We start from the raw sequence: 24,419 nt of genomic DNA on the forward strand, positions 1-24,419 counted from the left end.
ATCAGCCTACCGGGTTGTACTCCGCCTTCTTGGAGCGACCCATCAGTGCCGCGATCATGTCGCGGACGTCCAGGCCGCGGTGGCACACGGCGTAGACGGCCTGGGTGATGGGCATCTCCACCTTGTTGGCCCCGGCCAGCTGGTGGATCGAATTCGAGGAGATCACGCCCTCGGCGACCTGCCCGTGGGTGGCCTTCATCGCCTCCTCCAGCGTGCCGCCCTCACCGAGGCGGACACCGAAGGAACGGTTGCGCGAGAGAGGGGAGGTGCAGGTGGCCACCAGGTCACCCAGGCCGGCCAGCCCGGCGAAGGTGCGCTGATCGGCGCCGAGTTCCTCGCCCAGACGGGAGATCTCGGCGAGGCCGCGGGTGACGATGGTGGCCAGGGTGTTCTCGCCGAAACCCAGGCCGGCGGCCACACCGCATGCCAGGGCGATGACGTTCTTGCAGGCGCCACCCAGTTCCACGCCGACGACATCGGTGTTGGTGTAGGGGCGCAGGTAGGGGGTGGCCACTGCCGTCTGCACCAGCTTGGCCCGCTCCTCATCCGTGCAGGCGATGACGGTGGCGGCGGGCTGTTCCAGGGCGATCTCGCGGGCGAGGTTCGGGCCGGAGAGCACCGCGATGCGGTCGGTGTCCGCCCCGGTGATCTCGGCGATGACCTGGCTCATCCGCAGGTGGGTGCCGGTCTCGATGCCCTTGGAGATGCTCACCAGCGTGGAATCCGCCGGCAGCAGCGGGGTCCAGACCTTGAGGTTGTCGCGCATCGTCTGGCTGGGGACGGCGAAGATGACGATGTCCGCGTCCGCGAGAGCCAGGACAGCGTCATCGGTCGCGGTCACCGCCTCGGGCAGCCGGATGTCCGGCAGGTAGTCCGGGTTGGCGCGGGTACGCTGGATCTGTTCCGCCAGTTCCGTGCGGCGGGCCCAGAGGGAGACGGTGCTGCCGCCGTCGGCGAAGACCTTGCCCAGGGTGGTGCCCCACGAACCTGCCCCCATGATCGCGACCTTGACCACTCGCTGCTCCCTACATTCTCTAGACGTCCGTTGGAAACCAGCTTAAAGGATGCGTTGGTCCTGCGAATCGGGCGGAGGTGGGTGAAAATGGTGGGAACCGTATCCGAGACCGACCGAGGAGAGTCATGGCGAAGAATCCGCTGCCCCACGAGGTGGACAAGGACCAGGGGCCGGAACTGCTGGTCAATGGTCGGCACCAGGTGATTCCTGCGGATCCGGCGAAGGAGTTCAAACGCGCGATGCTCGCCGCCGGAGCCGTGCTCTGGCGCGGGGACATCACGGACCTGGACACCGTGGAGGTGGCCGTCATCCACCGCCCCGCCTACGACGACTGGTCCCTGGCGAAGGGGAAGGTCGACCCGGGCGAATCGCTGCCCACCACCGCCGCCCGGGAGATCGTGGAGGAGACCGGCTTCGAGATCCGCCTGGGCAAGCTCCTGGGTAAGGTGACCTACCCCGTGCTCGACCGCATGAAGGTCGTCTACTACTGGACGGGTGAGGTCCTCGGCGGGGAGTTCACCCCCAACGCAGAGGTCGATGAGCTGCGCTGGCTGCCGCTGGCGCAGGCCCGGGAGCTGCTCAGCTACGAGGTGGACCGGCACGTGCTGGACAAGGCGGAGAAGCGGTTCCGCCTGCCCGCCACCTCGCGGGTGCTCTACGTGCGCCACGCGCGGGCCCACAGCCGACGTAACTGGGAGGGCGACGACAACCTGCGCCCCCTGGACAAGAAGGGCCGACGCCAGGCGGAGATGCTCGTGCCCATGCTCCTGCCCTATAAACCCACCGCCGTCTATTCCGCCGAGCCGGACCGCTGCCAGGCGACGGCCGCTCCCCTGGCCGATGAACTCAACGTCGAGATCACCGTCGACCCGTTGTTCGGGGACGAGGCGTGGATCGCCAACCAGGTGGCCTGCCAGCAGCGTTTCACCGAGCTGATCGAGGCCGGCGGCACTTCCGTCGTGGTCTCCCAGGGCGAGTCCGTCCCGCACATGATCGCCTGGCTGAGCGCGAACGGGCGCCTGCCGCTGGATGAGATCGAGGCGAAGAAGGGTTCAGTGTGGGTGCTGTCCTTCAACGAGGGTCAGCTGACAGGGGCGGATTATCTGGCCAGCCCCCTGCCGGCCAAATAGGCTGGGTCCATGACTGATCTGACCGCCCGCCGCGACACCTCGGGCACCTGGACCGTGAGCAACGCCTCCGGCGCGGAACTGCGCATCGGGGCCCCCGGTGAGGAGGGGGCCTTCTCCCCCGGTGAGCTGCTGCAGGCCGCGCTGGCAGCCTGCTCGGTGCTCTCCGCGGAGACCCAGCTCGCGCATAACCTGGGTGCGGATTATGAGGCCACCGCCACCGTCGAGGGTGTCGACGATGAGGGGGCGGGCCGGGTCGCCGGGCTGCGGGCCACCATCTCCCCGGACATGTCGGCGCTGGACCCGGCGGAGCAGGAGAAGCTCATCGCCCGCGCTGAGCGGGTCATCGAGCGGTTGTGCGCCATCAAGCGCAGCCTCAACCACGGGGTGGCGGCCACCGCCGAGGTCAGACCTCGGCGGTGATCGTCGGCTTGAAGGCCGGGCGCTGCGCCTCGTAGGCGGTGATGTCGGCCTCCTTGCGCAGGGTCAGGCCGATGTCGTCCAGGCCCTCCAGGAGACGCCAGCGGGTGTAGTCGTCGACGGAGAACTGGTAGGTGTTCTCACCGGCGGTGACGGTGCGGGACTCCAGATCGACGGTGATCTCCAGACCCGGCTCAGCCTCCAGCTGCTTCCACAGCAGCTCGATGTCGGCCTCCTCCATCTGCGCGGCGAGCAGGCCGGCCTTGCCGGAGTTGCCGCGGAAGATATCGGCGAAGCGCGGGGAGAGCACAACGCGGAAGCCGTAGTCCATGAGCGCCCAGACGGCGTGCTCACGGGAGGAGCCGGTGCCGAAGTCGGGGCCGGCGACGAGCACGGAACCCTTGTCGTAGGGCTCCTGGTTGAGGATGAAGTCCTCGTCCTTGCGCCAGCCGGCGAACAGGCCGTCCTCGAAGCCGGTGCGGGTGACGCGCTTGAGGTAGACGGCGGGGATGATCTGGTCGGTGTCGACGTTGGAGCGGGTCAGCGGCACGCCGACGCCGGTGTGGGTGGTGAACTTCTCCATGGGGTTTCTCCTTAGAGGTCGGCGGGGCTGGCCAGGTGGCCGAGGATGGCGGTGGCGGCGGCCACCGGCGGGGACACCAGGTGGGTGCGGCCACCCGGGCCCTGGCGGCCCTCGAAGTTGCGGTTGGAGGTCGAGGCGGAACGCTCGCCCGGCTTGAGCTGGTCGGGGTTCATGCCCAGGCACATGGAGCAGCCGGCGGTGCGCCACTCGGCGCCGAAGTCGGTGAAGACCTTGTCCAGGCCCTCCTGCTCGGCCTGCTGCTTGACCATCGTCGAGGACGGCACGACGAGCATGCGGGTGTTCGCGGCGATGGTGCGGCCCTTGAGCACCTCGGCGGCCTCGCGCAGGTCCTCGATCCGGGCGTTGGTGCAGGAACCGAGGAAGACGGTGTCGATGGCGATGTCACGCAGGGGGGTGCCCGGGGTCAGGTCCATGTAGGTCAGGGCCTTCTCCGCGGCGGCCTTGTCGGCCTCGTTGGTGAAGTCCTCCGGGTCCGGCACGTCCGCGCCCAGGGGCAGGCCCTGGCCGGGGTTGGTGCCCCAGGTGACGAACGGGGTCAGGGCGGAGCCGTCGATCTCGACGACGGTGTCGAATTCGGCACCCTCGTCGGTGGGCAGGGTCTTCCAGTACTCGACCGCGGCGTCCCAGTCGGCACCCTTCGGCGCGAACTCGCGGCCCTGGACGTACTCGAAGGTCTTCTCGTCGGGGGCGACCATGCCGGCACGCGCGCCGGCCTCGATGGACATGTTGCAGATGGTCATCCGCGCCTCCATCGAGAGGTTGCGGATGGCCTCGCCACGGTACTCGATGATGTGGCCCTGGCCGCCGCCGGTGCCGATCTTGGCGATGATCGCCAGGATGAGGTCCTTGGCGGTCACCCCCTCCTGCAGCGTTCCTGTGACCTCGATGGCCATGGTCTTGAAGGGCTTGAGGGAGAGCGTCTGGGTGGCCATGACGTGCTCGACCTCGGAGGTGCCGATGCCCATGGCGATGGAGCCGAAGGCGCCGTGGGTGGAGGTGTGGGAATCACCGCAGACGATGGTCATACCCGGCTGGGTGGCACCCAGCTGGGGGCCGACGGTGTGGACGATGCCCTGGTTGATGTCACCCATCGGGTGCAGGCGGATGCCGAATTCCGCGCAGTTCTTGCGCAGGGTCTCCACCTGGATACGCGAGGTCGCCTCCTTGATCTCCAGCAGGGAACCGGAGACGATGCCCTCGGTGGGCACGTTGTGGTCCTCGGTGGCCAGGTGCAGGTCGGGGCGGCGGAGCTTCCGGCCGGCCATACGCAGTCCGTCGAAGGCCTGCGGGGAGGTCACCTCGTGGAGGAGCTGCAGGTCGATGTAGATAAGATCGGGCTCCCCGTTCTCGCCCTTGGCGACGATGTGGTCGTTCCACACCTTCTCGGCCAGCGTCAGCTTCTCGGCCATGGATGTCCACCTTTCCCTCAGAGAAATCTCACAACATGAGATGTTAGTATCGCGGTATGGGACAGTATAGCGCAGTTTCCGGGATCAAGGTTCTCGACCGCTCCGTTGCGATCATGACGGCCGTGGCCCCGCATCCGCTCTCGCTCACTGAGCTCTGCGAGACCACCGGCCTACCGCGCGCCACCGCACACCGCCTGGCCACTGCACTGGAGATCCACGGCATCCTCGCCCGCGGGGAGGACGGCCGCTGGAAGACCGGCCCTGTCCTGACCACCCTGGGCACCGGCGGCAAGGACCAGCTCATCGCCGCCGCCACCCCGGTGATGACCCGCCTCGTGGACACCACCGGCGAATCCGTGCAGCTCTACCAGCTCACCGGCACCTCACGCACCTGCGTCGCCGCCAAGGAACCACCCGTCGGCCTGCAGAATACCGTCCCCGTCGGCGCCCAGCTGCCCCTGACCTCCGGCTCGGCCGCCAAAGTCTTCCTCACCTTCGGTTCCAAGGAACTGCGGGACTCCCTGCTTGCCGACGCCCGATTCTCCCCCACCGACCTCGACGAGGTCCGGGTCCGCGGCTGGAGCGAATCCGTCTCCGAACGCGAGGTCGGCCTGGCCTCCCTCTCCGCCCCGGTGTTCACGCCCGCCGGCCAGTTCATCGCCGTACTCTCGGTCTCCGGGCCGGCCGAGCGTCTGCGCCCCCACCCCGGCGAGAAATGGGGCGCGGAGCTCGCGGCCGCGGCCCACCACCTCTCGAGTGCGCTCTAGGTGTCGATGTCATCCAGTGTGCCCGCCGGCCACACCACGTTCTTCGCCAGCGGGATCTGGTGCGAGGCGCTCTCGAGGATGTGCATGAAGTAACCGGCCGTGTTGGGGAGGGCGATGATGTCCCCGGCCCGCACACCCTGCGGAAAGCGGATGCGCCGGCGCAGGATGAGCTCGTCCTCGATGCAGTAGGCACCGACCAGGAAGGCCTCAAGCTCCTCCCCGTCGGTGTGTTCCGTGAGGTGGATGGGGTCGACGAGGTAGTCGTCGGAGGTGGTGCGGCACTGGGTGCGGTTCATCGCCAGTCCGACCAGCGGCACGCCGTCGCTGCGGGTCTTCACGAAGGCCACCTCCGCCAGGATCAGGCCGCAACCGTCGAGCAGGCTGCGCCCCGGCTCGAGGTGCAGGCGCAGACCCCGGTCAACCAGCCCCTCCGCGATCCCGTCGGCGAGCACCTCCCGCAGCCATGCCCCGCGTACCGGTGCCTGGTGGAAGGGGTAGACGTTGGCCAGCGGATCGGACTTCCAGGTGAAGGGGGTGGCGTAGCGGTCGAGCACCGCCCGGCGCGCCTGCTGGTAGTCCTCCCACTGCTGCCCGTCATCCAGGTAGCTCATGGGCACCCCGCCGCCCAGGTCGATGAAGGAGGGGTCATGCCCGGCGGTGCGGAGGGTGTCGATAAGCGAGAAACACTCGCGCAGCGCGGTGGCGCGGTCGACTGCCGAGTAGCCGTGGAGGTGGACGTGGAGACCGACGATGTCCACCCCCTCGACCGGGTCGGCGAGGTGCGCGGCCCAGTCGCGGGAGCGCTCACCGAAACGCGTCGGCGGCAGTAGCCCGGGATCGGGGGCGACACGCGGGGCGACGTGCGCCCGGCGGCCAGCGGTGAGCGCGGAGATGCGCTCGAGTTCGGCGCGGGAATCAGCGGAGATGGTCACCTGGTTGGCGATCGCCAGCTCCAGCAGGCGGTCCGGTTTGATCGCCGCCGAGAGGATGATGCGCTCCCCCGGCACCCCGCGGGCCAGGACCTGGGCGAGTTCGTTTTCGCTGGCGACGTCCACGCCGTGCCCGGCATCGCGGACCGCGTCGACGAAGGCGAGCGCCTTGTTGGCCTTGCGGGCGAAGAAGATGCGGGTGTCCACCCCGCAGTCCGCGCCGGCGGCCACCAGCTCCTGAATGTTGCCGGGCATGGGCCCCGGATCCAGGATATTGGCGGGACTGCCGAATTCAGCGAGCAGGTCCCGACAGGCCGGCAGATCCGCAGTCAGTTCCTGCGCCCACGGCTCCAGGCGGGCGGTCAGCGGCGGGATGCCGTGCGCCTGCTGCGGTCCGGGGATGACCCGGCGTGCCCACCGGGGGATGACGTCGTGGAGGGTGCGCGAGAGGGTGTCGTTGCCCAGCACCACGTCCTCGGTCATGCGCCCCACCGCGGCGAGGGTGTGCTGGCCCACGACGGTGCCGTCCGGTTCCACGTCGAGGCCGCGGGTCCCGGGGCGGATGCGGGCGAGGCCCTGCTCCACCAGTCGGGCGCACAGCGTGCCGGGTACCACCCCGGGCGGCGGGATGACGGCGTCGATGACCACCGTCGCCCCCAGTTCGCGGGCGAGTTCGCCGAGGGGTTCCTCCCCGCGGTGCAGATGGGAGATGTCGACGCGGCCGGCGTCGATGAGCTCCTGCAGGTGCCCGGCGGTCTCCGGGGGCGGGCCGAAGGCGACACGCTCGAGTCGGCGGGCCAGCTCACCGAAACCCTCCAGGCTGTCGCGCCCGGCGTAGGAGGCGCGCTCGACGATGGCCGGATAGAGGTCACGCCAGGCGATGCCCGCGGCCCAGTCATCGTCGGTGCTGCCGGTGCGTGCCATGAGCTGCGCGGCAGTATCTGTCAGTACCGTCAGCAGGCCCGGCATGTCCGCCACCCGGCGGATGCGGTCCTGGCCGGCGTCGATGATGTCGTGCACCTGCGCGGCATCGACCTCCGGTTTGACCACCATGAGCCTGCCCGTGCGGGTGACGGGGATGAACACCTCCGGGCAGCAGGCCCGGATGATGTCGATGAAGGTCAGCGCGGCCCCGCGGACGAGCACCCGGTCCTGTGACCCGATCCCGGCGAGGTTGCCGGCCGGGTAGGGCGAGGAGATCAGGCGCACGCCCTCGGGCAGCTGCTCGGGGCGCAGGGCACCCGGCCACCCGGTGGCATGCCCGGTGGCCAGCAGCACCTCGTCGGCCACCATGTCCTCCACGGCCCAGCGATCCTCCCGGGGCTCGATCCGCTCCACGTGCCTGTCATGCCGGGTGAAACGGCAGCGCGGGGGCAGGTGCTCCTCGAGCGCCGCCCAGGAATCGCGGAGGAACTCCCCCACCAGGCGCCGCGGCGGGAACGGGTCGTCGTGCGCGCCCCGCCAGTCATCGAAGCTGCCCAGTTGGGTGCGGACCACCGAGGACCGCACGTTGATCAACCATTCCTCCGGCTGCTGGGGGTCATAGGCCAGCGACCGGCCGTCATCGAAGACGTGCAGATCCACCGCCGCGCCCCGTTCCCGGGCGAGCCCGAACAGTTCCTCGGCCGCCCACAGGCCACGGGGCCCCCCGCCGATGATGTCCACCGTGATCACAGGTTCTCCTCCACCCAGTCGTCGTTGTAGATCGTGTCCAGGTACCTCGTCCCGTTGTCATGCAGGATGAGCACCACCTCGCTGCCCGGCTCCAGCTCCGGCAGGAGCTTCTCGACGCCCGCGATCACCGCCCCGCCCGAGGCCCCCGGCAGGATGGCCTCCAGCTTCGCCAACCGGCGGGCACCGGCCACCGAATCGCGGTCACTGATGCGCAGCACCCGGTGTGGTTTCACTGAGTTCGACAGCTCCGGGACCATGCCCGCCCCGAAACCGGGCAGATGCCGCGGGCCGGGAGCACCCTCGAAGAGCACCGAACCCTCCGCATCCACCGCCGTGACCTCCGTGTGCAGGCCCTGTGCGTTGATGTGCCGCAGACAACCGCCCACCGTGCCGGTGGTGCTCACCGCCACCACGAGATGGTCCGGGGCATGCCCCAGCTGCTGGAGAATCTCCGTCATGGTCCCCTCATCGTGCGCGCGGAAGGCCTCCGGGTTGGAGTACTGGTCCAGGCACTGCGCACCTTCGATCTCCCCGAGCAGCTGAGTCACCCGGGCGCGCCGGGCGGTGAGCCAGTCGCCGGTTGCCGCGTCCGGCTCGGTGACCTCGTGGACGACCGCGCCCAGGGCCTGCATATGGGCGATCGTGGAGCGGTTGGTCCGGGGATCCACCACACAGTGGAAGGTCCAGCCGCCGAGGACGGCCTCCTGGGCGAGCGCCACGCCCAGATTTCCAGAACTGGATTCGACCACCACGTCCCCGGGGCGCAGGGTGCTGGCGGCGACCATGGCGTGGGCGGTGCGGTCTTTGGCGCTGCCGCCGGGGTTGAAGCTCTCGAGCTTCGCCCAGATGGTGACGTCATGGCCGGCGGTGAACCGGTCGAGTCGCACCAGCGGGGTGTTACCGATGGTATTGGCGAGAGTGACGCCGGAGGAGACATCCATGCGGGAAATATTACGCGAAATCGTTCTCACAGGCCGTGGAAGAACTCCACGTGACGGGCCAGTTCCCGGTTGAGCGCCAGACCCGGCAACCGTTCCTCCACTACCCGGTTGACCTGCGCGTACCACCACTGCTGCTGCTGTTTCCCGGAGTTGAAGCGCGCCCACAGGTCCTCCCCCAGGATGGCGTGGTCATCGAGGATGGACAGCAGGTTGTGCAGCTTGTCCGCGCACGCGATGAGCACGGACTCGTCCGGGGCCCGTCTCGCCAGCTGCTCCAGGTAGGCGTCAGCCCGGGCCTGCCAGTCCGGCAGGGAATCGTCCTTGGTCAGCCCGAGCACGATGTCGGTGACCCGGTCGCCGAACTCCGCCCGCATGCGCGCCTCCGGGTAGTTCTCCGGCACGTCCTCCAGGGTGTCGTGGAAGAGCGCGGCGATGAGGATGTCCTCGTCATCAGTCACCTGGGAGACCAGGTGCATGACCGCATACAGGTGCGCGATGTACGGGATCCCTGAACCCTTCCGCACCTGGTCGCAGTGATTGACGGCCGCGGTGTTCATGGCGTGCATGAGGCGGTGGCTGAGCATCATGGGGCCGATCATAGGTGCGTGATCACTGCTCAAGATTTCGCGGTGGCTGAGGCACATTCCAGATCTGCTCATACCGTCCTGCCACGAGAGGCCAGATCACACTGAACGCCTCCTCGAAAGAGCCCAGTCCAGCCGCCCGTTCACCAAGAACAACGAACTCATGGGGAATGACCCGGCCCGAGGCATCTTCCCGCAGTTCCGGATCAGGAAAACGGAGAGCAATTTTATCGCCCACCTTCCTGTAGCCCTCCCTGCCGGGCAGCGTCCCGAAAACGGATTCATAGACTGGCAGCGGATCCTCGTAACCCCCTTTCAGGAGGAAACGAAAACCCCAGTCCCGACCGCGCGTGGCCCAGATCAGCTTCATCGCCTGGTCCTCAGCAAGATCCGGTTTTCCTCCGCCTTGTCGAGCGCCAGTGAAAAATTGGTCAACGAAGCCGTCAGATAGTTCTTCTGTGCGATCGCCTCCTCATGGATCGCATTCAACTTGTCAACCGCCAGGGCGGTCCAGTCATCAATGGTTTCCTTCGACAGGATTCGATCGAGGAGACTCTTCATGATGGCCAGCTTGCCTATTCCTACGCCCTTCAACTGGAAGGCGGTAACCACGAGAGCGATTCCGTATCCCCCGCCGCGCAACACATTTTCCGCGATTTTCGCAGGGAGGAGTTTTGCACGATTCCATCTCACCTGCCGCTGGAAAGGCAGGATGGCTGCAAGGGGGAGGATCAGGTCAAGCCCGATGTTCTTCTTCATCTCGATCTTGTCCTCCCCGAACTCCGCCGCCGAGAGCAGCATGAAGTCCTCCCCCACAGACAGCGCCTGCTCCCCTGCAACGAACTCCGCGAGCACATCCCTCAGATCCAGGATTTCCCCGCCAGCCTTGTTGGTGACAAGATCCCGGAAACGGATGACATCCATTTCCGGCCACAGGTCAGCCTTGGACAGGGCCAACACCCAGATACGGGGAAATTCCTCGAGTGGTTTCCCGTCCTCCAGCAGATCGTCCTTGAGCGACAGGAGACCGTTCCGAAAGTTGGTGAACAGAGCCTTCAGGTACCGCTCCTCCTGGCCCTTGTTGTCGAGCAGTTTCTGTCCGTCAACCAAGAAGAGCGCCGCATCAGAGGTCAACAGGTTCCGGAAGGTCGTGACCCTTCGCTTAGCTTCCTCCCCGCTGACATCCTGCTCGAACCACTCCCCCGGATAGTCGTGCCAGACCAGGCGGAGAGCGTCAAAAGGTAACTTCTTCTTCTCCTTCGCCTCCGGCTCGGCCTTCATGCGTACCGAAAAAGCATAGGAGTGAGAGGCAAACCTGTTTACCTCCGGTGTCTGCCGCGAATCCCGCATCCCCAGGTAGTTCTGATGCAGGCGCATTCCGTGTTTCTGATTGTCAGCGATAATCCAGAACAGCTGGTCGTCCTCGGGTTCCTGGGACAACCCATAGAAGGTTGACACCAGGACGGTCTTGCCGCTTCCACTCTCACCGAAAACGGCGATGTGCTGCTCCTGAATCCGGTTATGGTCCATTGCCACAGAATACGCCAGGTATTTCCTTGATTTCCCGGTGGCTGAGCATCAGTACGGGGTCCTGTCCGCCTTGTCCATCCACTCGGCGAAGATCTCACGCGCACGTTCGTCCGGGACATGCTCGAAAGGAATGAGACGTTCCCCGATGGGTTTATCCAGCTCCCGGTAGATGAGGGAATCGTCGAAATCGATGTCGGCGGCGTCCTCACGGGTGTTGGCGAACCAGACCCTGCCCAGCCGCGCCCAGTAGATCGCACCGAGGCACATCGGGCAGGGTTCGCAGCTGGCGTAGAGCTCACAGTCGGACAGGTCGAAACGGCCGAGTGTCTCCGTGGCCCGGCGGATGGCCACCATCTCGGCGTGGTTGGTCGGGTCGTTGGTGAGCAGCACACGGTTGTTGCCTTCGGCGATGATCTCACCGTCGCGCACCACCACCGCCCCAAAAGGTCCACCCTCGTTGGCCCGCATGCCCTCCCGGGACAGCTCGATTGCTCGTGTCAGGAATTCCGGGTTCATGACTCCACCTTATTGGCTGAAGGCCGGGTGGTAGCTGACCTCCCCCGCGGGCGGCGGGACATCGGTGAAGGACAGGGCGAGGAAGTACTCTGCTGGCGCGGCCCGGTAACTCAACCCCGCGACCGGGCGGAAACCGAAGCGGGTGTAGAACGCCGGTTCCCCGAGCAGGACCGCCCCGGCTGCCCCGGCCCCGCGCAGGGTGTCCAGGACATGTTCCATGAGCCGACTGCCGATTCCCCTGCCCTGCCGGTCGGGGCGCACGGCCACCGGCCCGATGCCGTACCAGCCAGCGGTTCCGTCGCCGATGCTCACCGGGGAGGCGGCGACATGTCCGGTCACTTCCCCGTCCTGTTCCGCAACCAGGGAAACGGTGAGTGCCCCGGCCTCCCGCAGGGCATCCACGATGGCCGGCTCCGAACCGTCGGAATGCTCGACGCCGGCGAAGGCCTGCGTGACGACATCGCGCACCACCTCAACGTCCCCGGTGGTCTCTGGCCGGATGTGCAGCTGGGAGTGCCTCACCTGCGCCTCCAGTTGTGCGCACACCCACGGGAAGTCCAGGCGCTCCTGCTCAATCCGCAGGCAGCGCCCCTGGGCACGCTCACGTAGATAGTCCAGCGCCTGTTTCTCCCCGGGAGCAAGATTCGTGACGTCATACGGCAGCGCGGTGGATTCCTCAACGGCCAGATCCTCATGGTGGATGATCGTGTCCAGATCCATCAGGACTGTCCGCATGGCCGGCAGCACTGCACGGGTACGGCTGACCATGTTGAATCCGTGGGAGTCCAGGTCGCTCCAGTAGTGGACGTTCTTCTCCGCCAGCCACCCCAGTCCGGCCGCCAGCGTGTCAGAACGGTAACCGCCGCCGAACATGGCCCAGGTCCCCTCAAGCTGTGGCAGGGCCAGGAAGGACTGGTGGTTCTCCACGATGATGATGTTCTCTGCCGCCACCTGACGGGCGGCCAGCTCCGTCACCGGGCAGAGCACATGGAGGAAGTCTCCCACGAGCAGGGTCGGGTCCAGGGTGCGCATCTCCACCATGAGAGGTTTCTGCCGGAAACCCTGCATGGAATGGACGGCAGCGACCACCTTGTCGTGGTCTCCGATCCATTTCGTGTCCACCCCGCGAATGGGCAGTTCACGCAGGTAATAGTCCGCCGTATCATTCTCCTGCAGCCACCGGATCACGTCGACGTACTGGCTGACCTCCAGGTCATTCCACTGCGCCCAGGACTGCGCCTCCGCGGCGAGCGGGGCCCGCACCTTCTCCCCCAGCTTGTCGACGAACAGGTCCAGCACCTCAACCATGCGCACCCATTCATCAGCGCATCCTGCGGCCGTCGCAGCAGCAGCCGGGGTATCGAGCACCACCCTGGCCGGGACGTCGTAGGTGCCCAGATAACCGAGGCGCTTACGGACGGTCTCCACCTTCCCCGGGTAGCCGGCCCAGTGTTTCAACCACTCGCCCACTGCCCGGCCACCGTCGGCGGCGACGTCCTGGGCGGTCGGCGGCTGCAGACTGATGCCCCGCGGGGTGAACTCACCCAGCAACCACGCCCGGTGGTTGCGCCGGTAGAAGGTCTCCGCCTGGGCCCGCACATCCTCCTGGTGCTTCACAGTTCCTCGTGCTCCCGGGCCTCTTCAATGGTCAGTTGGCTACACAGGGAGTATTTCCGGTCAGGGCATTCCACCAGCAGCACACCACCGATATAACTCTGGACGGTCTGCAGGAGCTTCTCCGGCGTAGCCATGATCATGTGGAAGCCGAATTCGGTGAAGGCGTCCAGGGCGGCCCGGGTGAAGGTGGCGTCGGCCCGGTCGAAGGCCTCGTCGAGGATGATGGTGCCGAACTTCGGGTAGGTGGAGCCCTCGTGCCGGATCACCGAGTTGCGCGACAGGATCTCCGACAGGCCCATGCCGCACAGCCGGTACTTCAACGCAGCCGCCAGGCAGAACGACGACAGCTTCTGCGCCTGGCCACCGGAAAGTCCGCGGGAGGACTCGTACACATGTCCCCGGGTCCCGTCATGCTTGATCTCCACGCCCTGGAAACGCACGTGCCGGCGGGTGTCAATGCGCAGGTCACGCAGTCGCTGGGGGTTGGTGTCCGAGATCGTCAGCTCCTGGATCACCTCCCGCATCTGCCGGAAGCGGTCCTCGCTCATCGCCAGGTCACCGGGGATCAGCGAACCCTCGATAGTGCTCCTGAGCTTGTCGATGAAATCTGAGGCAGCCTTCGGCCGGTCTTCCTTCACCTCAATCTGCAGGTGCGCACCGGGATAGAACTCCACCTCATTGAGGGTCTCGTTGATGCTGGCAATCGAGTTCCGCGTGGCGGACGTCGCGCTGCGGATGTCGCTGTAGAGCTGGGAGAGCGGCTGGATGGTGTCGTCGTGGAGCTTCTGGTGGAACCTGTCCTCATATTTGGGGAGGTTCTCGGCCTCCAGGTTGTCCAGCTCATCCAGGAAGTCGCGGGCCCATTCCGCGTCCACCCTCAGATCACTGCGGCGGTGCGGCCAGTCATCGATGTACCTTCCCATCGCATTGGTGATGGCGTTGTTGAGGGAGGACTCCGTTCCGTGCAGCCCGCTGAGTTCCTCCATGAGGCAGGTGCTGACCTGACGGTGAACGGTCTCGACGTTAGACGCGGTGATCGCATCCGCGAAAGGCTCACACCGCTTACGCAGCTTGGCTCGCACCACTTCATCGACGTCAGGTTGCTCCCCCACCTCCAGAACCACGACCTCTAGCTGCTCGTTGAGGTCGTCGACCTTGGCCTCAGCGACGTGAATCTCCTTGCTCAGTTTCTCGAGGACCGATTCCTCCCCCTCCAGCTTCTTCTGCTCGTTCCGCAGCTGCGTCCTGAGCTGTTCGCGCTGCGTGTCCTTGCTCTCCAGCTGGTCCAGATGGTCCTGGGCGCGGTGGAGCTCCAGGTTGAAGGTGGGGACGTCGATGTCGGCGAAAGCACTGGTCTCCAGGAGGCGTTCCGCGAGGGTGCTCCAGTTCCCGTATTCAGCGATCTGTTTCTTCAACTCGGTTTCGTGGGCCTCAAGGGCCGTCAGCTCCTCGCGGAGTTCACCGGCCTGCCTGGTCAGGAGCTCGATCTTGAACCCGACGTTCCCGGACAGCACCCATCTGCTGCTGTCCCTGATGTTGAAGCGGTCGTCCTTGACGTGCGTGGCACCGTCCTTGATCTGCCCTTCCTCCGTCACCGCCCGGCGCGCCCCACGGAACTGGTCCATCGTGTCGGCACACAGGTGGTCGAAGCGGGAGGCCAGGCGGTACTCGAGCCACGCCCGGAAGCGTGACTCCTTCACCTCGATCTTGCCGGCCAGGGAATTGGGTGTGCCTGGCACCTTGGCGCTGAATTCCTCGTCCTTGCCGATCCGGATGTACTGCAGGCGGGCCCCGAGGTGCTCGTTGTTCACGAACCGGGACACCTGCTCGTAGTGTTCCTCGGGCACCAGCATGTCCCGGGCGAAGCTGAACATGGTGCGTTCCGCGGCCGGCTGCCAACGCTCCTTCTCCTCCTCCCGGACGGCGATCAGGTCGGCGACGAAGGGGAGCTCGTGGGCAGGGATGCCGGTTGCCTCGCAGATCTTCGCCTTGGCGAGCAGCTTGTCGTGGTCCATGCTAGAGCGGTTCTTCTTCACCGACTGCAGTTCCGCGGTCACCTGCTGCAGTTTCGGGCGGGTGCCCTTCAGCTCGGTGGAGATCTGGACCCACCGTTCATTCGCCAGCTCATGGGACGCCGTGAATCCCTTGAGCTCCTCAGCGAGTGTGGAGCGCAGTGCGAGAAACTCCGGTTCTGTGGCCGGCAGCTGCCTGCCGAGCACGACGACGCGGTCCGTGAAGTGCCGGGCATTGTCCGCCACCGTGCAGAGTCGGTCCCTCAGGTTCGCAACTTCAGTTTTCGCCGCCCGGATGGCGTCGTTCTCGTTGCCGTCCAGTGCCCTTTCCAGGCCGGTGACGGTGGAGCGGACCCTGGCGACGGTATCCTGCTGCACCCTCTTCTTCTGGTCCTGCGTGCGCAACGCTTGTTCCAGGGTCTCGATCTCCTCCTCGAGATACTCCTCCTTCGCATCCGACATGAACCGGGGCAGCGCATCGATCTCCTCCTGGAGCTCGTCGACGGCCCTGCGGACCTCGCGGCGCCGGCTGTCCGCCTCACGGATCGGGCTGAGGCATTCAATCTGGCGACGCGCGTTGAGGACAGCCTGGTAGGCGGTCTCCAGCTCGGTGAAGTTGTCCACCGCAGTCTTGGCGGCACGGAAGGTGTCGGGCTCGCTCAGCATGAACTCCCGGATCATCGAGTTCAGGTCGCCCAGGTTCTTGGTGGACTGGGCCTGGTGCAGCAGCTCCCAGGCACCCAGGTCAGCGACCCCGATCCGGTTGCTGAAGTCGATGAGGAACTGCTTCTGGCGGTGCTCCACGCAGTAGGCCTGCGGGAACGACCTTTTGGCTGCGCCGACGTCGAGACCGTTTTTGGCGAGTGCCTCGAAATCCTCGATGTCGACTTCTCCGGGCAGGGTGATGAACAGTTTTTTGATGTCCGCGTCAGCGTGCGTGGAGGCGCGAAGGAACATCAGGTAGACCGCGGTGACGGTCTGGCCGAGCCCGTCACGGTAGGTCAGGGAGATACCCGACCAGGTGGCACCCGTACGGAGGAAGGACTGGGTGATCTCGTTGAACTCTGCGCTCTCCTCATTGGCCCAGGCACCACGGCAGTAGGAGACCAGGTTCCGGCCGCCGGCGTTGTCCTTGTCGGCTGCCGCGTTGAACCTGCGCTTCCGGGGCTCCACCAGCACCGCAGACACCGCGTCGATGAGCGTGGATTTGCCGGAGCCCGAGGGGCCGTAGATCAGGAAACCGTCCTCCGCGAGGTCGAAACGGGTGACGCCGTCGAACGTGCCCCAGTTGCACACCTGCAGGGTCGCCAGCCGGAACTGTCCGGGGATTGTTCTACTCATCATTATTCTCCATCGATTCCTCCACCGTGGTGGTGCCCACGGCGTCTTTCCGTTCCGACCACTCGGTGTAACTGTGGTGGACCGCCGCTATCTCCTCCGCCGAGAAGATGCTGGACAGCACCGGGGACACCTCCCAGCGCCCGGGTGTGGGGGTCCTCTTCAACACGCCGTGGTCAGCCAACACATTCCAGGCATTGTCAAAAGTGGTGCGCTGTTTCGCCCGGTCGGTGCCCGCGTCCGGCTGATACGGCAGGGTCTCCTCGAAGATGTGGTTGGCGTCAACGATCGTGCGCTCCCCGCTGACGGCGTGCGCCAGTTTCTTGCGGAGGTTCAGCACCACCGCGGTCTGCATGTGTGTGAGGGGCCGACGCCGGAACAGTGACGGTGCGCCCTCCGGCAGTGGATCCCAGTCGCGGAGGTAGGCGATCTCCCCCACCTCGTCGATGACGAGCTTGACCAGCAGGTTGTCCAGAAACGCACTGAGGGTACCCGCTGAGCGCACTATTTCGTGGTAGATGTCCTTGTCCTGCGCACCAGAGATGAAGGGACCACGCAGGAGTCCCCGTGCCGCCAGCCGTTGTTCGAGGGTGAAGTCCCCGAGGTCCCCGGGAATGGCGTCCATCCCGTCGGAGGGGTGTCGGTCATGTTCCCCGGCGTTGTCCACGACATCAGTGTCGGACGTGAGCTCGTGGTCGTCGAGGGAGCCGAAGAAATCAGGCATGGGCGTTGTCTTTCATGGTTGGCTGGTGGTCCCACAGCTGGGCCGTGGTCGGAACCTGTTCGCGAAACTCGTAGGCGGTGTAGCGGGCCTGCAGCAGTTTCCCTTCCGGTGAGGTCCACCGCAGGAATTCGGTGCCCTCTGTGCGGGTGCCGCGTTGCCGGGCGAGCTGGATCAGGCCCACGACGCTGGCCAGTCCCTGGGTGGCCGGCCGGGCCTCGAGCACCTCCGCGACGGTGGGTTGACTCCCTTCCGCGATGAGGTCGTTGATGGCCAGGTGCAGCTCGCCCCAGTCGACTTCCGTGTCGCGCAGGCGGGCCCGCAGCTCCTGGGGATCAAGGTCACCCGGCTGGTGGACCGGCACGTCGGTGTCGATGCGGAAGTCAGCGGGATCGTGTAGTGCCCATGACGCCACGGTGCTGAACTTCCCGCGGGTCAACCTGAGTTCCATGTCCAGGCTCTGGCGTGGTTTACCGCCGTTCCTGGTGAACTGCAGCGCGGCCAGTTCCGCGTCCTTGATGGAGTTGAGCAGGCCTTTGTGTGCCTCGTTCTCCCGCGACTGCACGAAGCGACGCAGGGAGCGGGACAGCCTGGTCTTGGCCTCCTGCACCGCACCGGCAGAGGAACGCAGTGAGGCCATCAAGCCCCGCAGCAGGGCCTGCTCCTCCCCGTCCAGGATGGGGATGAAATCACGCTTCAGCACCTCGGAGTGTGTCGCCTCGAACCTCGCGGACTCCTGGTGGTTGAGCAGGAGACGATAGAAGCCGTTGAAGGCCTGACCGGACTCGGACTGGTCGATGAGGTCGAGGCCGGTGAAGATCTCCTCGAGGACTTCGGCACCCCGGCGGTCATCGGTGAGGATCTGCTCGCGGAGCTTCAGGTCCTCACGCTCGATCTCCGACTGCACCCGGGCGAAGTCCGTGGGCAGATCCCGGATCAGGGAGATGACCTCCCGGGCCTGTTCGACGGCCTCACCGGTGTCCACCGTGCGCACGCCGTCGACTCTGATGGTGTCGATGCGCTGTTGCAGCTCATCGCGTTGCCGCTCCAGGCGCTCGATGGCACGGTCCTCATCAGGGTCCGTGTCCGCCTCCAGTGCGCTCAGACTGTTGAACACGTTGCTCAACCGCGAGCGCGTGACAGCACGTTTAGGGGTATGGAGTTGTTCCACGAAGTCCTGCGCCAGGTGGGCTCCAGGCGACAGCTCATACAGCTCCTCCGGCGCGTTCTGCGGGGCCCGGCGGGTGAGGAAACCACTGCGGACCCATTCCTCGATATATGCCTCGGTGCTGAGCTTGAGTTCGAGACCGGTCTGTTCCCGGACCTCCGGCAGGATCCGAGCCGTTGCGGCGATGAGTTCGGAGCCCGGGACCTGGCGGTTGTCGCCCCGGAACACCGCGGATAAGACAGTGAGGATGGCTGGAGCATTCGTGGCGCGCAAGAGTGCCCAGGCCGGCTCTTTAGCTGCAAGGTCGCTGAAGGTCAGGGCATTGGCAATTGTCCGCTCCGCACTCATGAACTAAAGAATAACGTCCGCCCCGGACATGACCTATCTGCCTCCACCAGTTAAGCGAACAGACTATCGATACGATTATGGGGACCGCAAAAACAGAAGAGGCCAGGTCAATGACCTGGCCTCTTCTGAACTTGTACCCCGTACGGGATTTGAACCCGTGTTACCGCCGTGAGAGGGCGGCGTCCTAGGCCGCTAGACGAACGGGGCATGTTCGCTTTTCAGCGCGGCGTCCCTTGCGGACTCCATTACTGTAAACGTTGCGGGTGTCGGTGCACAAATCAGCAGGTAAAAACGATTTTTAACATGATGCCAACCATGCGGAAACCCACCACACTCGGTGGTGGGTTTCTACTTCTGCCGAACCGTGGACGGTGGTACTTCCACCACTTCCGACGTCGGTGCGGAGGTTTCGTCGATCCGGGGTGATGATCCCGTCATGATCGCGTCCGCTGCAGTTCTGAGGAACTAGTTGTCGGGGGTTGGCCTGTCCTTGCCGTGGGGCTCGGGTGACGGCTGACGCTTCATATCGCTCCCTTTAGCTCCTGTACTTCGCGCATTTCTTGCGCTCTGGAAGTTCTGGATTACGGCCATGCCGCTTATGGGAGGACGCCTGCGCCGCGTCCGGAGATATGGTTAGTTCCACTTACTGCCATATGCTCTCCTTCCGGTAGTTCCATCCGGAGATTCTCGTTACCTTCTGCCTGGTACCGGGGGTCTGAGGTGTGATCCTCTCCGCTTAACTGCAGCATATGTCAGGGGGTTCATGAGTTAAAAGCTTATTCACTTTTTCGTTATAAAAAGTTACCCCCAACACATTATTTGCCGAGGTGTGACCCACGCACCATCGGTAAGTGCGGGGGTGAAATGCAAAAACAAAAAAGACTCCCGGACTCGAATGAGTCCGGGAGTCTTGTTGTACCCCGTACGGGATTTGAACCCGTGTTACCGCCGTGAGAGGGCGGCGTCCTAGGCCGCTAGACGAACGGGGCTTAGCGACATATTCTTCTCGCTTGCAGTGTGAGCTGCAGCTGGCCTACCAGGACTCGAACCTAGAATGACGGTACCAGAAACCGTTGTGTTGCCAATTACACCATAGGCCAATTCGGAGTGATCTCCTGTTGCACCGCAGGCATGGGGAAGCTTTCCACCCCGTGCCGCTCTGTGCAACGTGGATAACTATAACCAGAAGCGTACAGCAGTGACAAATCGCCAGCTCAAACATGGTTTATGGCCGTTCGCATACGCCAGAAGCCCCAATCCCTCCCATGCCGGACATATCGACCACGACCCCCCACCCGCCCTGACCCTTCTATCGAATCACGATAGACTTCTATCGAAATTCGATAGAAAGGCTCCTCCATATGTCCACGAAAATCACCGTTCTGCTACGCGGGATCCTCATCCTCGGGCTGCTGGCCTGTCTCGCGGTACAGATCCTCATCCCCACCGGTCTCTTCCTGGGTGATGCCACCGCTCCCGTGCCCGCCAAAATCGGCCTGAGCATCTTCGTGGTACTCGGCCTGGTCTGCGTCCAGGTCGCCATAGTCGCCGTCTGGCGGCTCGTCTCACTGGTCAGGCAGAACACGGTATTCTCCCCTGCCTCCTTCCGCTGGGTCGACACCGTCATCGCCGCCATTATCACGGCATCAGTCTTCGTCCTGCTCGCCGGATACGTCGTGGCCGAGGTCGATGACGCCCCCGGACTCATCCTCGTGACAGGCGTCTTCGCCCTGCTGCTCGCGGGCGTCGGGCTGGTCGTCTACGTTCAGCGGATGCTGCTGGTGCAGGCTACAGGTTTCTCCGCTGAGCTCGAGGCGGTCATCTGATGTCCATCATCGTCGACATCGACGTCATGCTCGCCCGCCGGAAGATGGGGGTGGGTGAGCTCGCCGAGAAGATCGGTATCACCCCCGCCAACCTCTCGGTACTCAAGAACGGACGCGCCCGGGCTGTCCGCTTCACCACCCTCGCAGCGTTGTGCGAGGCGCTCGACTGCCAGCCCGGCGACCTGCTGCGCTACTCCCCCGAATCCCCTGACTAGGCCGTCGGGGCGGCCTCGAAGGGGGTGACTGCGCGGGCCGCGCGCAGACGCGCAAGTGTCGATTCGCGGCCCAGCAGCTCCATGGACTCGAACAGCGGCGGGGAGACCTGCTCGCCGGAGATGGCCACGCGCAGCGCGCCGTAGGCGGTGCGCGGCTTGAGCTCCAGATCCTCGATGAGCGCCTTGGTCAGTACAGCTTCGATGTCCGGAGTAGTCCACTCGTCCACGGCCTCCAGGGCGGCAATACCGGCGTCCAGCGGCGCGATAGCGGCCTCCTTGAGGTTCTTCTTCGCCGCCCGCTCGTTGAGCTCCAGGTCCTCATCTGCGGTGACGAGGAACTTCAGCAGACCGTAGGCCTCGGAGAGCGTCTTGATGCGGGTCTGGGTGAGATCTGCCACGACCTGAAACTTGTCCGCCGGGTAGTCCTGCGGGAAGTCGGTGAACTCGCTCAGGTGGGCACGCAGGCGGGCCTCGAAGTCCGCGGGCTCCAGCAGGCGGATGTGGTCGGCGTTGATGGCCTCGAGTTTCTTCTGGTCGAAGCGGGCCGGGTTACCCAGCACGTCGGCGATGTCGAAGTTGGCCACCATCTCCTCAATGGAGAAGATGTCGCGGTCACCGGACAGGGACCAGCCCAGCAGAGCCAGGTAGTTGAGCATGCCCTCCGGGATGATGCCGTTCTCCCGGTGGTGGAAGAGGTTGGACTGCGGGTCACGCTTGGACAGCTTCTTGTTGCCCTCGCCCATGACAAAGGGCAGGTGACCGAACTGCGGGGTGAAGTCGGTGACACCGATGCGCTTGAGCGCCTCGTAGAGGGCCAGCTGGCGCGGGGTGGAGGACAGCAGGTCCTCACCGCGCAGGACGTGGGTGATGCGCATGAGCGCGTCATCGACCGGGTTGACCAGGGTGTACAGCGGGGCACCGTTGGAGCGGGCGACCACGAAGTCGGGCTGGGTGGCGGCCTTGAACTCGACCTCACCGCGGACCAGGTCGTTCCACTTCCAGTCCTGCTCCGGCATGCGCAGGCGCCAGACCGGCTGACGTCCCTCGGCCTGGAAGGCCGCGACCTCCTCCTCGGTCAGGGTGCGGTCGTAGTTGTCGTAGCCCAGCTTGGGGTCGCGGCCGGCGGCCTTGTGGCGCTCCTCGACCTCCTCCGCGGTGGAGTAGGCGGGGTAGACCTCGCCGGCGTCGATGAGCTGCTTCAGGATGTCGGCGTAGATGTCCATGCGCTGCGACTGTCGGTACGGCTCATGCGGACCGCCCTTCTCCACACCCTCGTCCCAGTCCAGGCCGAGCCAGTTCATGGCCTCGAGGAGCGCCGAGTAGGAGTCCTCGGAATCGCGGGCGGCATCGGTGTCCTCGATACGGAACACCATGGTGCCCTGGTGGCGGCGGGCATAGGCCCAGTTGAACAGTGCGGTGCGCACCAGGCCCACGTGCGGGGTACCGGTGGGCGAGGGGCAGAATCGAACACGAACATCAGTCATGCCCGTCATGTTACTGCTCAGCGATTTTGGCGCGCGAGGAAGTCCCTCGCCACGGCCGGGGCGTGCCCGGGCCAGGGATGGCCGGCGGACGGGGAGATCACCAGCTCGGTCTGCGCGCGGCAACCGGTCCAGGCGCGGTGGGTGCGGCCGCCGCCGGCCGCCAGGTGCACGGGCTGCAGCTGACAGCCGTTGCGGGTGCCCCACCGCTGAAACATCTCGTCAACGGAGAGGAAGGGGGCGCCGTGGCGCACTCCCCCGCCGTAGACCGCGACGTCATCATTGGTGGAGTGGATGAGCATGACAGGGACGTTGCCGCCCCAGCAGCCCTGGTCGGCAGCCGTGTAGAACATGCCCGACACACTCACCACGCCGGCGAGCAGCTCCGGGGCACGGCACGCCAGGTTGAGGGCGAAGGCCCCACCGTTGGAGTGGCCGATGGCGTAGATCCGGCCCCGGTCGACCGGGTGCTGAGCGGCGATGGCGTCGACGATGCCGCGGGCGTAGGAGACGTCGGCGTCCATGGTTGTCTGCGAGTAGGGGGCACCTGCCCAGGCGTTGCCCACGCCGCGGGCGTAGGCGATGATCGCGCCCGAGTTGGCACGCAGCCCGAGGGTCCGGGAGACCTCCTCCGCGCTGGCCCCCAGACCGCCGAAGACGAGCAGGACCGGGTGGGCGATGGCGGGGTTGTAGTTGGGTGGGAGCGAGACGAGCACGTCCCGGCCGCCCACCGCCAGGGGGAAGGTCGCGTCCCCGCCGGAGGAGCCACCCGGCAGCGCGAACCCCCCAGGCAGGGAGGACTGCGCCGCCGCCGGGGCGGGGGCGAGGGTTCCCAGGGAGAGGATGAGGGCGAGCATCGTCCCGAGGGCACGGCGGAGTGTCTTGGTCTGGATCACAGAAACCAACAATAACAACATTCACCCCAAGCATCCGGGGCTTTTATCCAACCGGGAGTCAAGCCAGGGTGGTGGATGACGGTGCCCCGGCCACGCACTAGACTGGCTCGACATGTGTGCCCACCGACCTGTCACCGCGCCGGACTTCCTCCTGTCCAGGGCGCACGGCTCGGTACGCACCCAGGGGGCGGTGGAGACGTTCACCGATCCCTGGGCTGCGATTGAGGCGCTGCGTTCCGGGCGGGTGCCCATCGTCGTCGGCGCACTGCCCTTCGACCGCTCCGCCCCCGCCGCCCTCACTGTCCCGGAACACGTGATCCGGGAGGACGGGCCGCTGGAGCCCCACGCCTACTACCGCCAGGGCGAGGGGGCGGTACTCCACGCCCGGATCTGCGGGGTGGACCCCGAGCCCGAGGAGCACCTGCGCCGGGTGGAGGCCGCCGTGAGCACCATCCGCGCCTCCAAGCTGAAGAAGGTGGTGCTGGCGCGCGCCGTCGACATCGCCTTCGATCCGCCGGTGGACCCGCTGTTGGTCGCAGCCCGGCTCATCGACAACTCCTACAACCGCGACGGCTTCATCGCTGACCTCAGCCCCGCGGGGCGTCCGGGCGACATGATCGTCGGGTCCTCCCCCGAGGTGCTGGTCCAGCGTCAGGGCTCGACTGTGACGGCCTATCCCCTGGCGGGCTCGGCGCCGCGCCAGGCTGATGCGGCGGCTGACGCGGCCGTCGGCAAGCGGTTGGCACAGTCCGCCAAGGACCTCGAGGAGCACCAGTACGTCGTCGAGCACCTGCGGGAGAAGCTCGGCCCCTTCTGCTCCCGGCTGGACATCCCTGCCCGCCCGGAACTGGCCCGGACCAACGAGATGTGGCACCTGGCGACCCCGATCGTGGGCACCCTGCGCGACCCGGCTGTCAACGCCCTGGAGCTGGCCGTGCACACGCACCCCACCCCGGCGATCTGCGGCACCCCCACCGACGCCGCCGAGGCCCTCATCGAGACGGCCGAGACCGACCGCCGTTTCTACTCCGGGGCCGTCGGCTGGTGCGACGCCTCCGGCGACGGCGAGTACATGGTGGCCATCCGCTGCGCCGAGGTCTCCGGTGACGGCACCACCGCCCGCGCCTGGGCCGGCGGGGGCATCGTCGCGGATTCCGACCCCGGGGAGGAGCTCGAGGAGACCACCGCGAAGCTGCGCACCATCCTGCGTTCGCTCGGGCTCTAACCCACAGCGCGCAGCAGCAGAGACCAATTCAATCTGCTTGTCGACGCCCCGCTACC

21 protein-coding genes and 3 tRNA genes are annotated in these 24,419 nt (G+C 65.9%); 6 read left to right on the forward strand and 18 right to left on the reverse strand.

The window, feature by feature from the left end:
• Position 1: 1 nt before the first annotated feature.
• On the reverse strand, positions 2-1,015 hold the full coding sequence (locus tag EAH68_RS00520) for an NAD(P)H-dependent glycerol-3-phosphate dehydrogenase (RefSeq protein WP_277600446.1): 1,014 nt from the start codon (positions 1,013-1,015) through the stop codon (positions 2-4).
• Positions 1,016-1,140: 125 nt separating this feature from the next.
• Between EAH68_RS00520 and EAH68_RS00525 the strand changes: the two genes are divergently transcribed.
• Together EAH68_RS00525 and EAH68_RS00530 are read left to right on the forward strand one after the other, a co-directional pair.
• Positions 1,141-2,145: an NUDIX hydrolase gene (locus tag EAH68_RS00525; RefSeq protein WP_126119363.1), complete on the forward strand. Its 1,005-nt coding sequence runs from the start codon at positions 1,141-1,143 to the stop codon at positions 2,143-2,145.
• A gap of 9 nt (positions 2,146-2,154) precedes the next feature.
• Positions 2,155-2,565 carry an OsmC family protein gene (locus EAH68_RS00530; protein ID WP_126119364.1) on the forward strand — a complete coding sequence of 137 codons (411 nt, stop codon included), beginning with the start codon at positions 2,155-2,157 and terminating at the stop codon, positions 2,563-2,565.
• On the opposite strand, the gene leuD is transcribed toward EAH68_RS00530, so the two are convergent.
• On the reverse strand, positions 2,549-3,145 hold the full coding sequence (gene leuD / locus EAH68_RS00535) for a 3-isopropylmalate dehydratase small subunit (protein ID WP_126119365.1): 597 nt from the start codon (positions 3,143-3,145) through the stop codon (positions 2,549-2,551). The two genes, EAH68_RS00530 and leuD, sit on opposite strands and share 17 nt — an antisense overlap.
• 11 nt (positions 3,146-3,156) lie before the next feature.
• Positions 3,157-4,575, reverse strand: a complete 1,419-nt coding sequence (gene leuC, locus EAH68_RS00540) for a 3-isopropylmalate dehydratase large subunit (protein WP_126119366.1) — start codon at positions 4,573-4,575, stop codon at positions 3,157-3,159.
• A gap of 56 nt (positions 4,576-4,631) precedes the next feature.
• Here leuC and EAH68_RS00545 point away from each other — a divergent pair, with 56 nt between their 5' ends.
• Positions 4,632-5,342 (forward strand): IclR family transcriptional regulator, encoded by a 711-nt coding sequence (locus EAH68_RS00545; protein WP_126119367.1) that lies wholly within the window; start codon positions 4,632-4,634, stop codon positions 5,340-5,342.
• On the opposite strand, the gene EAH68_RS00550 is transcribed toward EAH68_RS00545, so the two are convergent.
• The 13 genes from EAH68_RS00550 to EAH68_RS00610 form a co-directional block, all read right to left on the reverse strand.
• A complete protein-coding gene (locus EAH68_RS00550; RefSeq protein WP_126119368.1) occupies positions 5,339-7,945 on the reverse strand; it encodes an FAD/NAD(P)-binding protein in 2,607 nt (868 codons plus the stop codon). The two genes, EAH68_RS00545 and EAH68_RS00550, sit on opposite strands and share 4 nt — an antisense overlap.
• Positions 7,942-8,886 carry a pyridoxal-phosphate dependent enzyme gene (locus tag EAH68_RS00555; RefSeq protein WP_126119369.1) on the reverse strand — a complete coding sequence of 315 codons (945 nt, stop codon included), beginning with the start codon at positions 8,884-8,886 and terminating at the stop codon, positions 7,942-7,944. Before EAH68_RS00555 ends, EAH68_RS00550 begins: the two co-directional genes overlap by 4 nt.
• A 26-nt stretch (positions 8,887-8,912) precedes the next feature.
• Entirely contained in the window at positions 8,913-9,473 is a 561-nt protein-coding gene (locus tag EAH68_RS00560) for an HD domain-containing protein (protein ID WP_126119370.1), read from the reverse strand.
• Positions 9,474-9,495: 22 nt separating this feature from the next.
• Entirely contained in the window at positions 9,496-9,840 is a 345-nt protein-coding gene (locus EAH68_RS00565; RefSeq protein ID WP_126119371.1) for a hypothetical protein, read from the reverse strand.
• Complete coding sequence (locus tag EAH68_RS00570; RefSeq protein WP_126119372.1) at positions 9,837-11,000, reverse strand: TRAFAC clade GTPase domain-containing protein; 1,164 nt, start codon at positions 10,998-11,000, stop codon at positions 9,837-9,839. The genes EAH68_RS00565 and EAH68_RS00570 overlap by 4 nt, the downstream gene beginning before the upstream one ends.
• Positions 11,001-11,048: 48 nt before the next feature.
• Positions 11,049-11,516: a nucleoside deaminase gene (locus EAH68_RS00575; RefSeq protein WP_126119373.1), complete on the reverse strand. Its 468-nt coding sequence runs from the start codon at positions 11,514-11,516 to the stop codon at positions 11,049-11,051.
• 9 nt (positions 11,517-11,525) lie between these two features.
• On the reverse strand, positions 11,526-13,133 hold the full coding sequence (locus tag EAH68_RS00580) for a GNAT family N-acetyltransferase (protein WP_126119374.1): 1,608 nt from the start codon (positions 13,131-13,133) through the stop codon (positions 11,526-11,528).
• Positions 13,130-16,486, reverse strand: a complete 3,357-nt coding sequence (locus tag EAH68_RS00585; protein ID WP_164546359.1) for an ATP-binding protein — start codon at positions 16,484-16,486, stop codon at positions 13,130-13,132. The genes EAH68_RS00580 and EAH68_RS00585 overlap by 4 nt, the downstream gene beginning before the upstream one ends.
• Positions 16,479-17,207, reverse strand: coding sequence for a DUF4194 domain-containing protein (locus EAH68_RS00590; protein ID WP_126119376.1), 729 nt, complete (start codon positions 17,205-17,207; stop codon positions 16,479-16,481). Before EAH68_RS00590 ends, EAH68_RS00585 begins: the two co-directional genes overlap by 8 nt.
• Complete coding sequence (locus EAH68_RS00595) at positions 17,200-18,720, reverse strand: DUF3375 domain-containing protein (RefSeq protein ID WP_126119377.1); 1,521 nt, start codon at positions 18,718-18,720, stop codon at positions 17,200-17,202. Before EAH68_RS00595 ends, EAH68_RS00590 begins: the two co-directional genes overlap by 8 nt.
• A gap of 134 nt (positions 18,721-18,854) precedes the next feature.
• Positions 18,855-18,927 (reverse strand) — tRNA-Glu (locus EAH68_RS00600).
• Between the two features lie 709 nt (positions 18,928-19,636).
• Positions 19,637-19,709 (reverse strand) — tRNA-Glu (locus EAH68_RS00605).
• A gap of 39 nt (positions 19,710-19,748) precedes the next feature.
• A tRNA-Gln gene (locus tag EAH68_RS00610) sits at positions 19,749-19,820 on the reverse strand.
• Between the two features lie 261 nt (positions 19,821-20,081).
• Between EAH68_RS00610 and EAH68_RS00615 the strand changes: the two genes are divergently transcribed.
• Both EAH68_RS00615 and EAH68_RS00620 read left to right on the forward strand, forming a co-directional pair.
• Positions 20,082-20,546 (forward strand): DUF2975 domain-containing protein, encoded by a 465-nt coding sequence (locus tag EAH68_RS00615; RefSeq protein ID WP_126119378.1) that lies wholly within the window; start codon positions 20,082-20,084, stop codon positions 20,544-20,546.
• Positions 20,546-20,761, forward strand: a complete 216-nt coding sequence (locus EAH68_RS00620; protein ID WP_126119379.1) for a helix-turn-helix domain-containing protein — start codon at positions 20,546-20,548, stop codon at positions 20,759-20,761. The genes EAH68_RS00615 and EAH68_RS00620 overlap by 1 nt, the downstream gene beginning before the upstream one ends.
• On the opposite strand, the gene gltX is transcribed toward EAH68_RS00620, so the two are convergent.
• Together gltX and EAH68_RS00630 are read right to left on the reverse strand one after the other, a co-directional pair.
• On the reverse strand, positions 20,758-22,254 hold the full coding sequence (gene gltX / locus EAH68_RS00625; protein ID WP_206436324.1) for a glutamate--tRNA ligase: 1,497 nt from the start codon (positions 22,252-22,254) through the stop codon (positions 20,758-20,760). The two genes, EAH68_RS00620 and gltX, sit on opposite strands and share 4 nt — an antisense overlap.
• 8 nt (positions 22,255-22,262) lie before the next feature.
• The gene (locus EAH68_RS00630) at positions 22,263-23,138 is read right to left on the reverse strand and encodes a CE1 family esterase (RefSeq protein ID WP_164546360.1); all 876 of its coding nucleotides are present in this window, start codon (positions 23,136-23,138) and stop codon (positions 22,263-22,265) included.
• Between the two features lie 112 nt (positions 23,139-23,250).
• Between EAH68_RS00630 and EAH68_RS00635 the strand changes: the two genes are divergently transcribed.
• Entirely contained in the window at positions 23,251-24,363 is a 1,113-nt protein-coding gene (locus EAH68_RS00635; RefSeq protein WP_126119382.1) for an isochorismate synthase, read from the forward strand.
• Positions 24,364-24,419: the final 56 nt, after the last annotated feature.

This window comes from Corynebacterium hylobatis (assembly GCF_003955685.1).
Taxonomy (GTDB): Bacteria; Actinomycetota; Actinomycetes; order Mycobacteriales; family Mycobacteriaceae; genus Corynebacterium; species Corynebacterium hylobatis.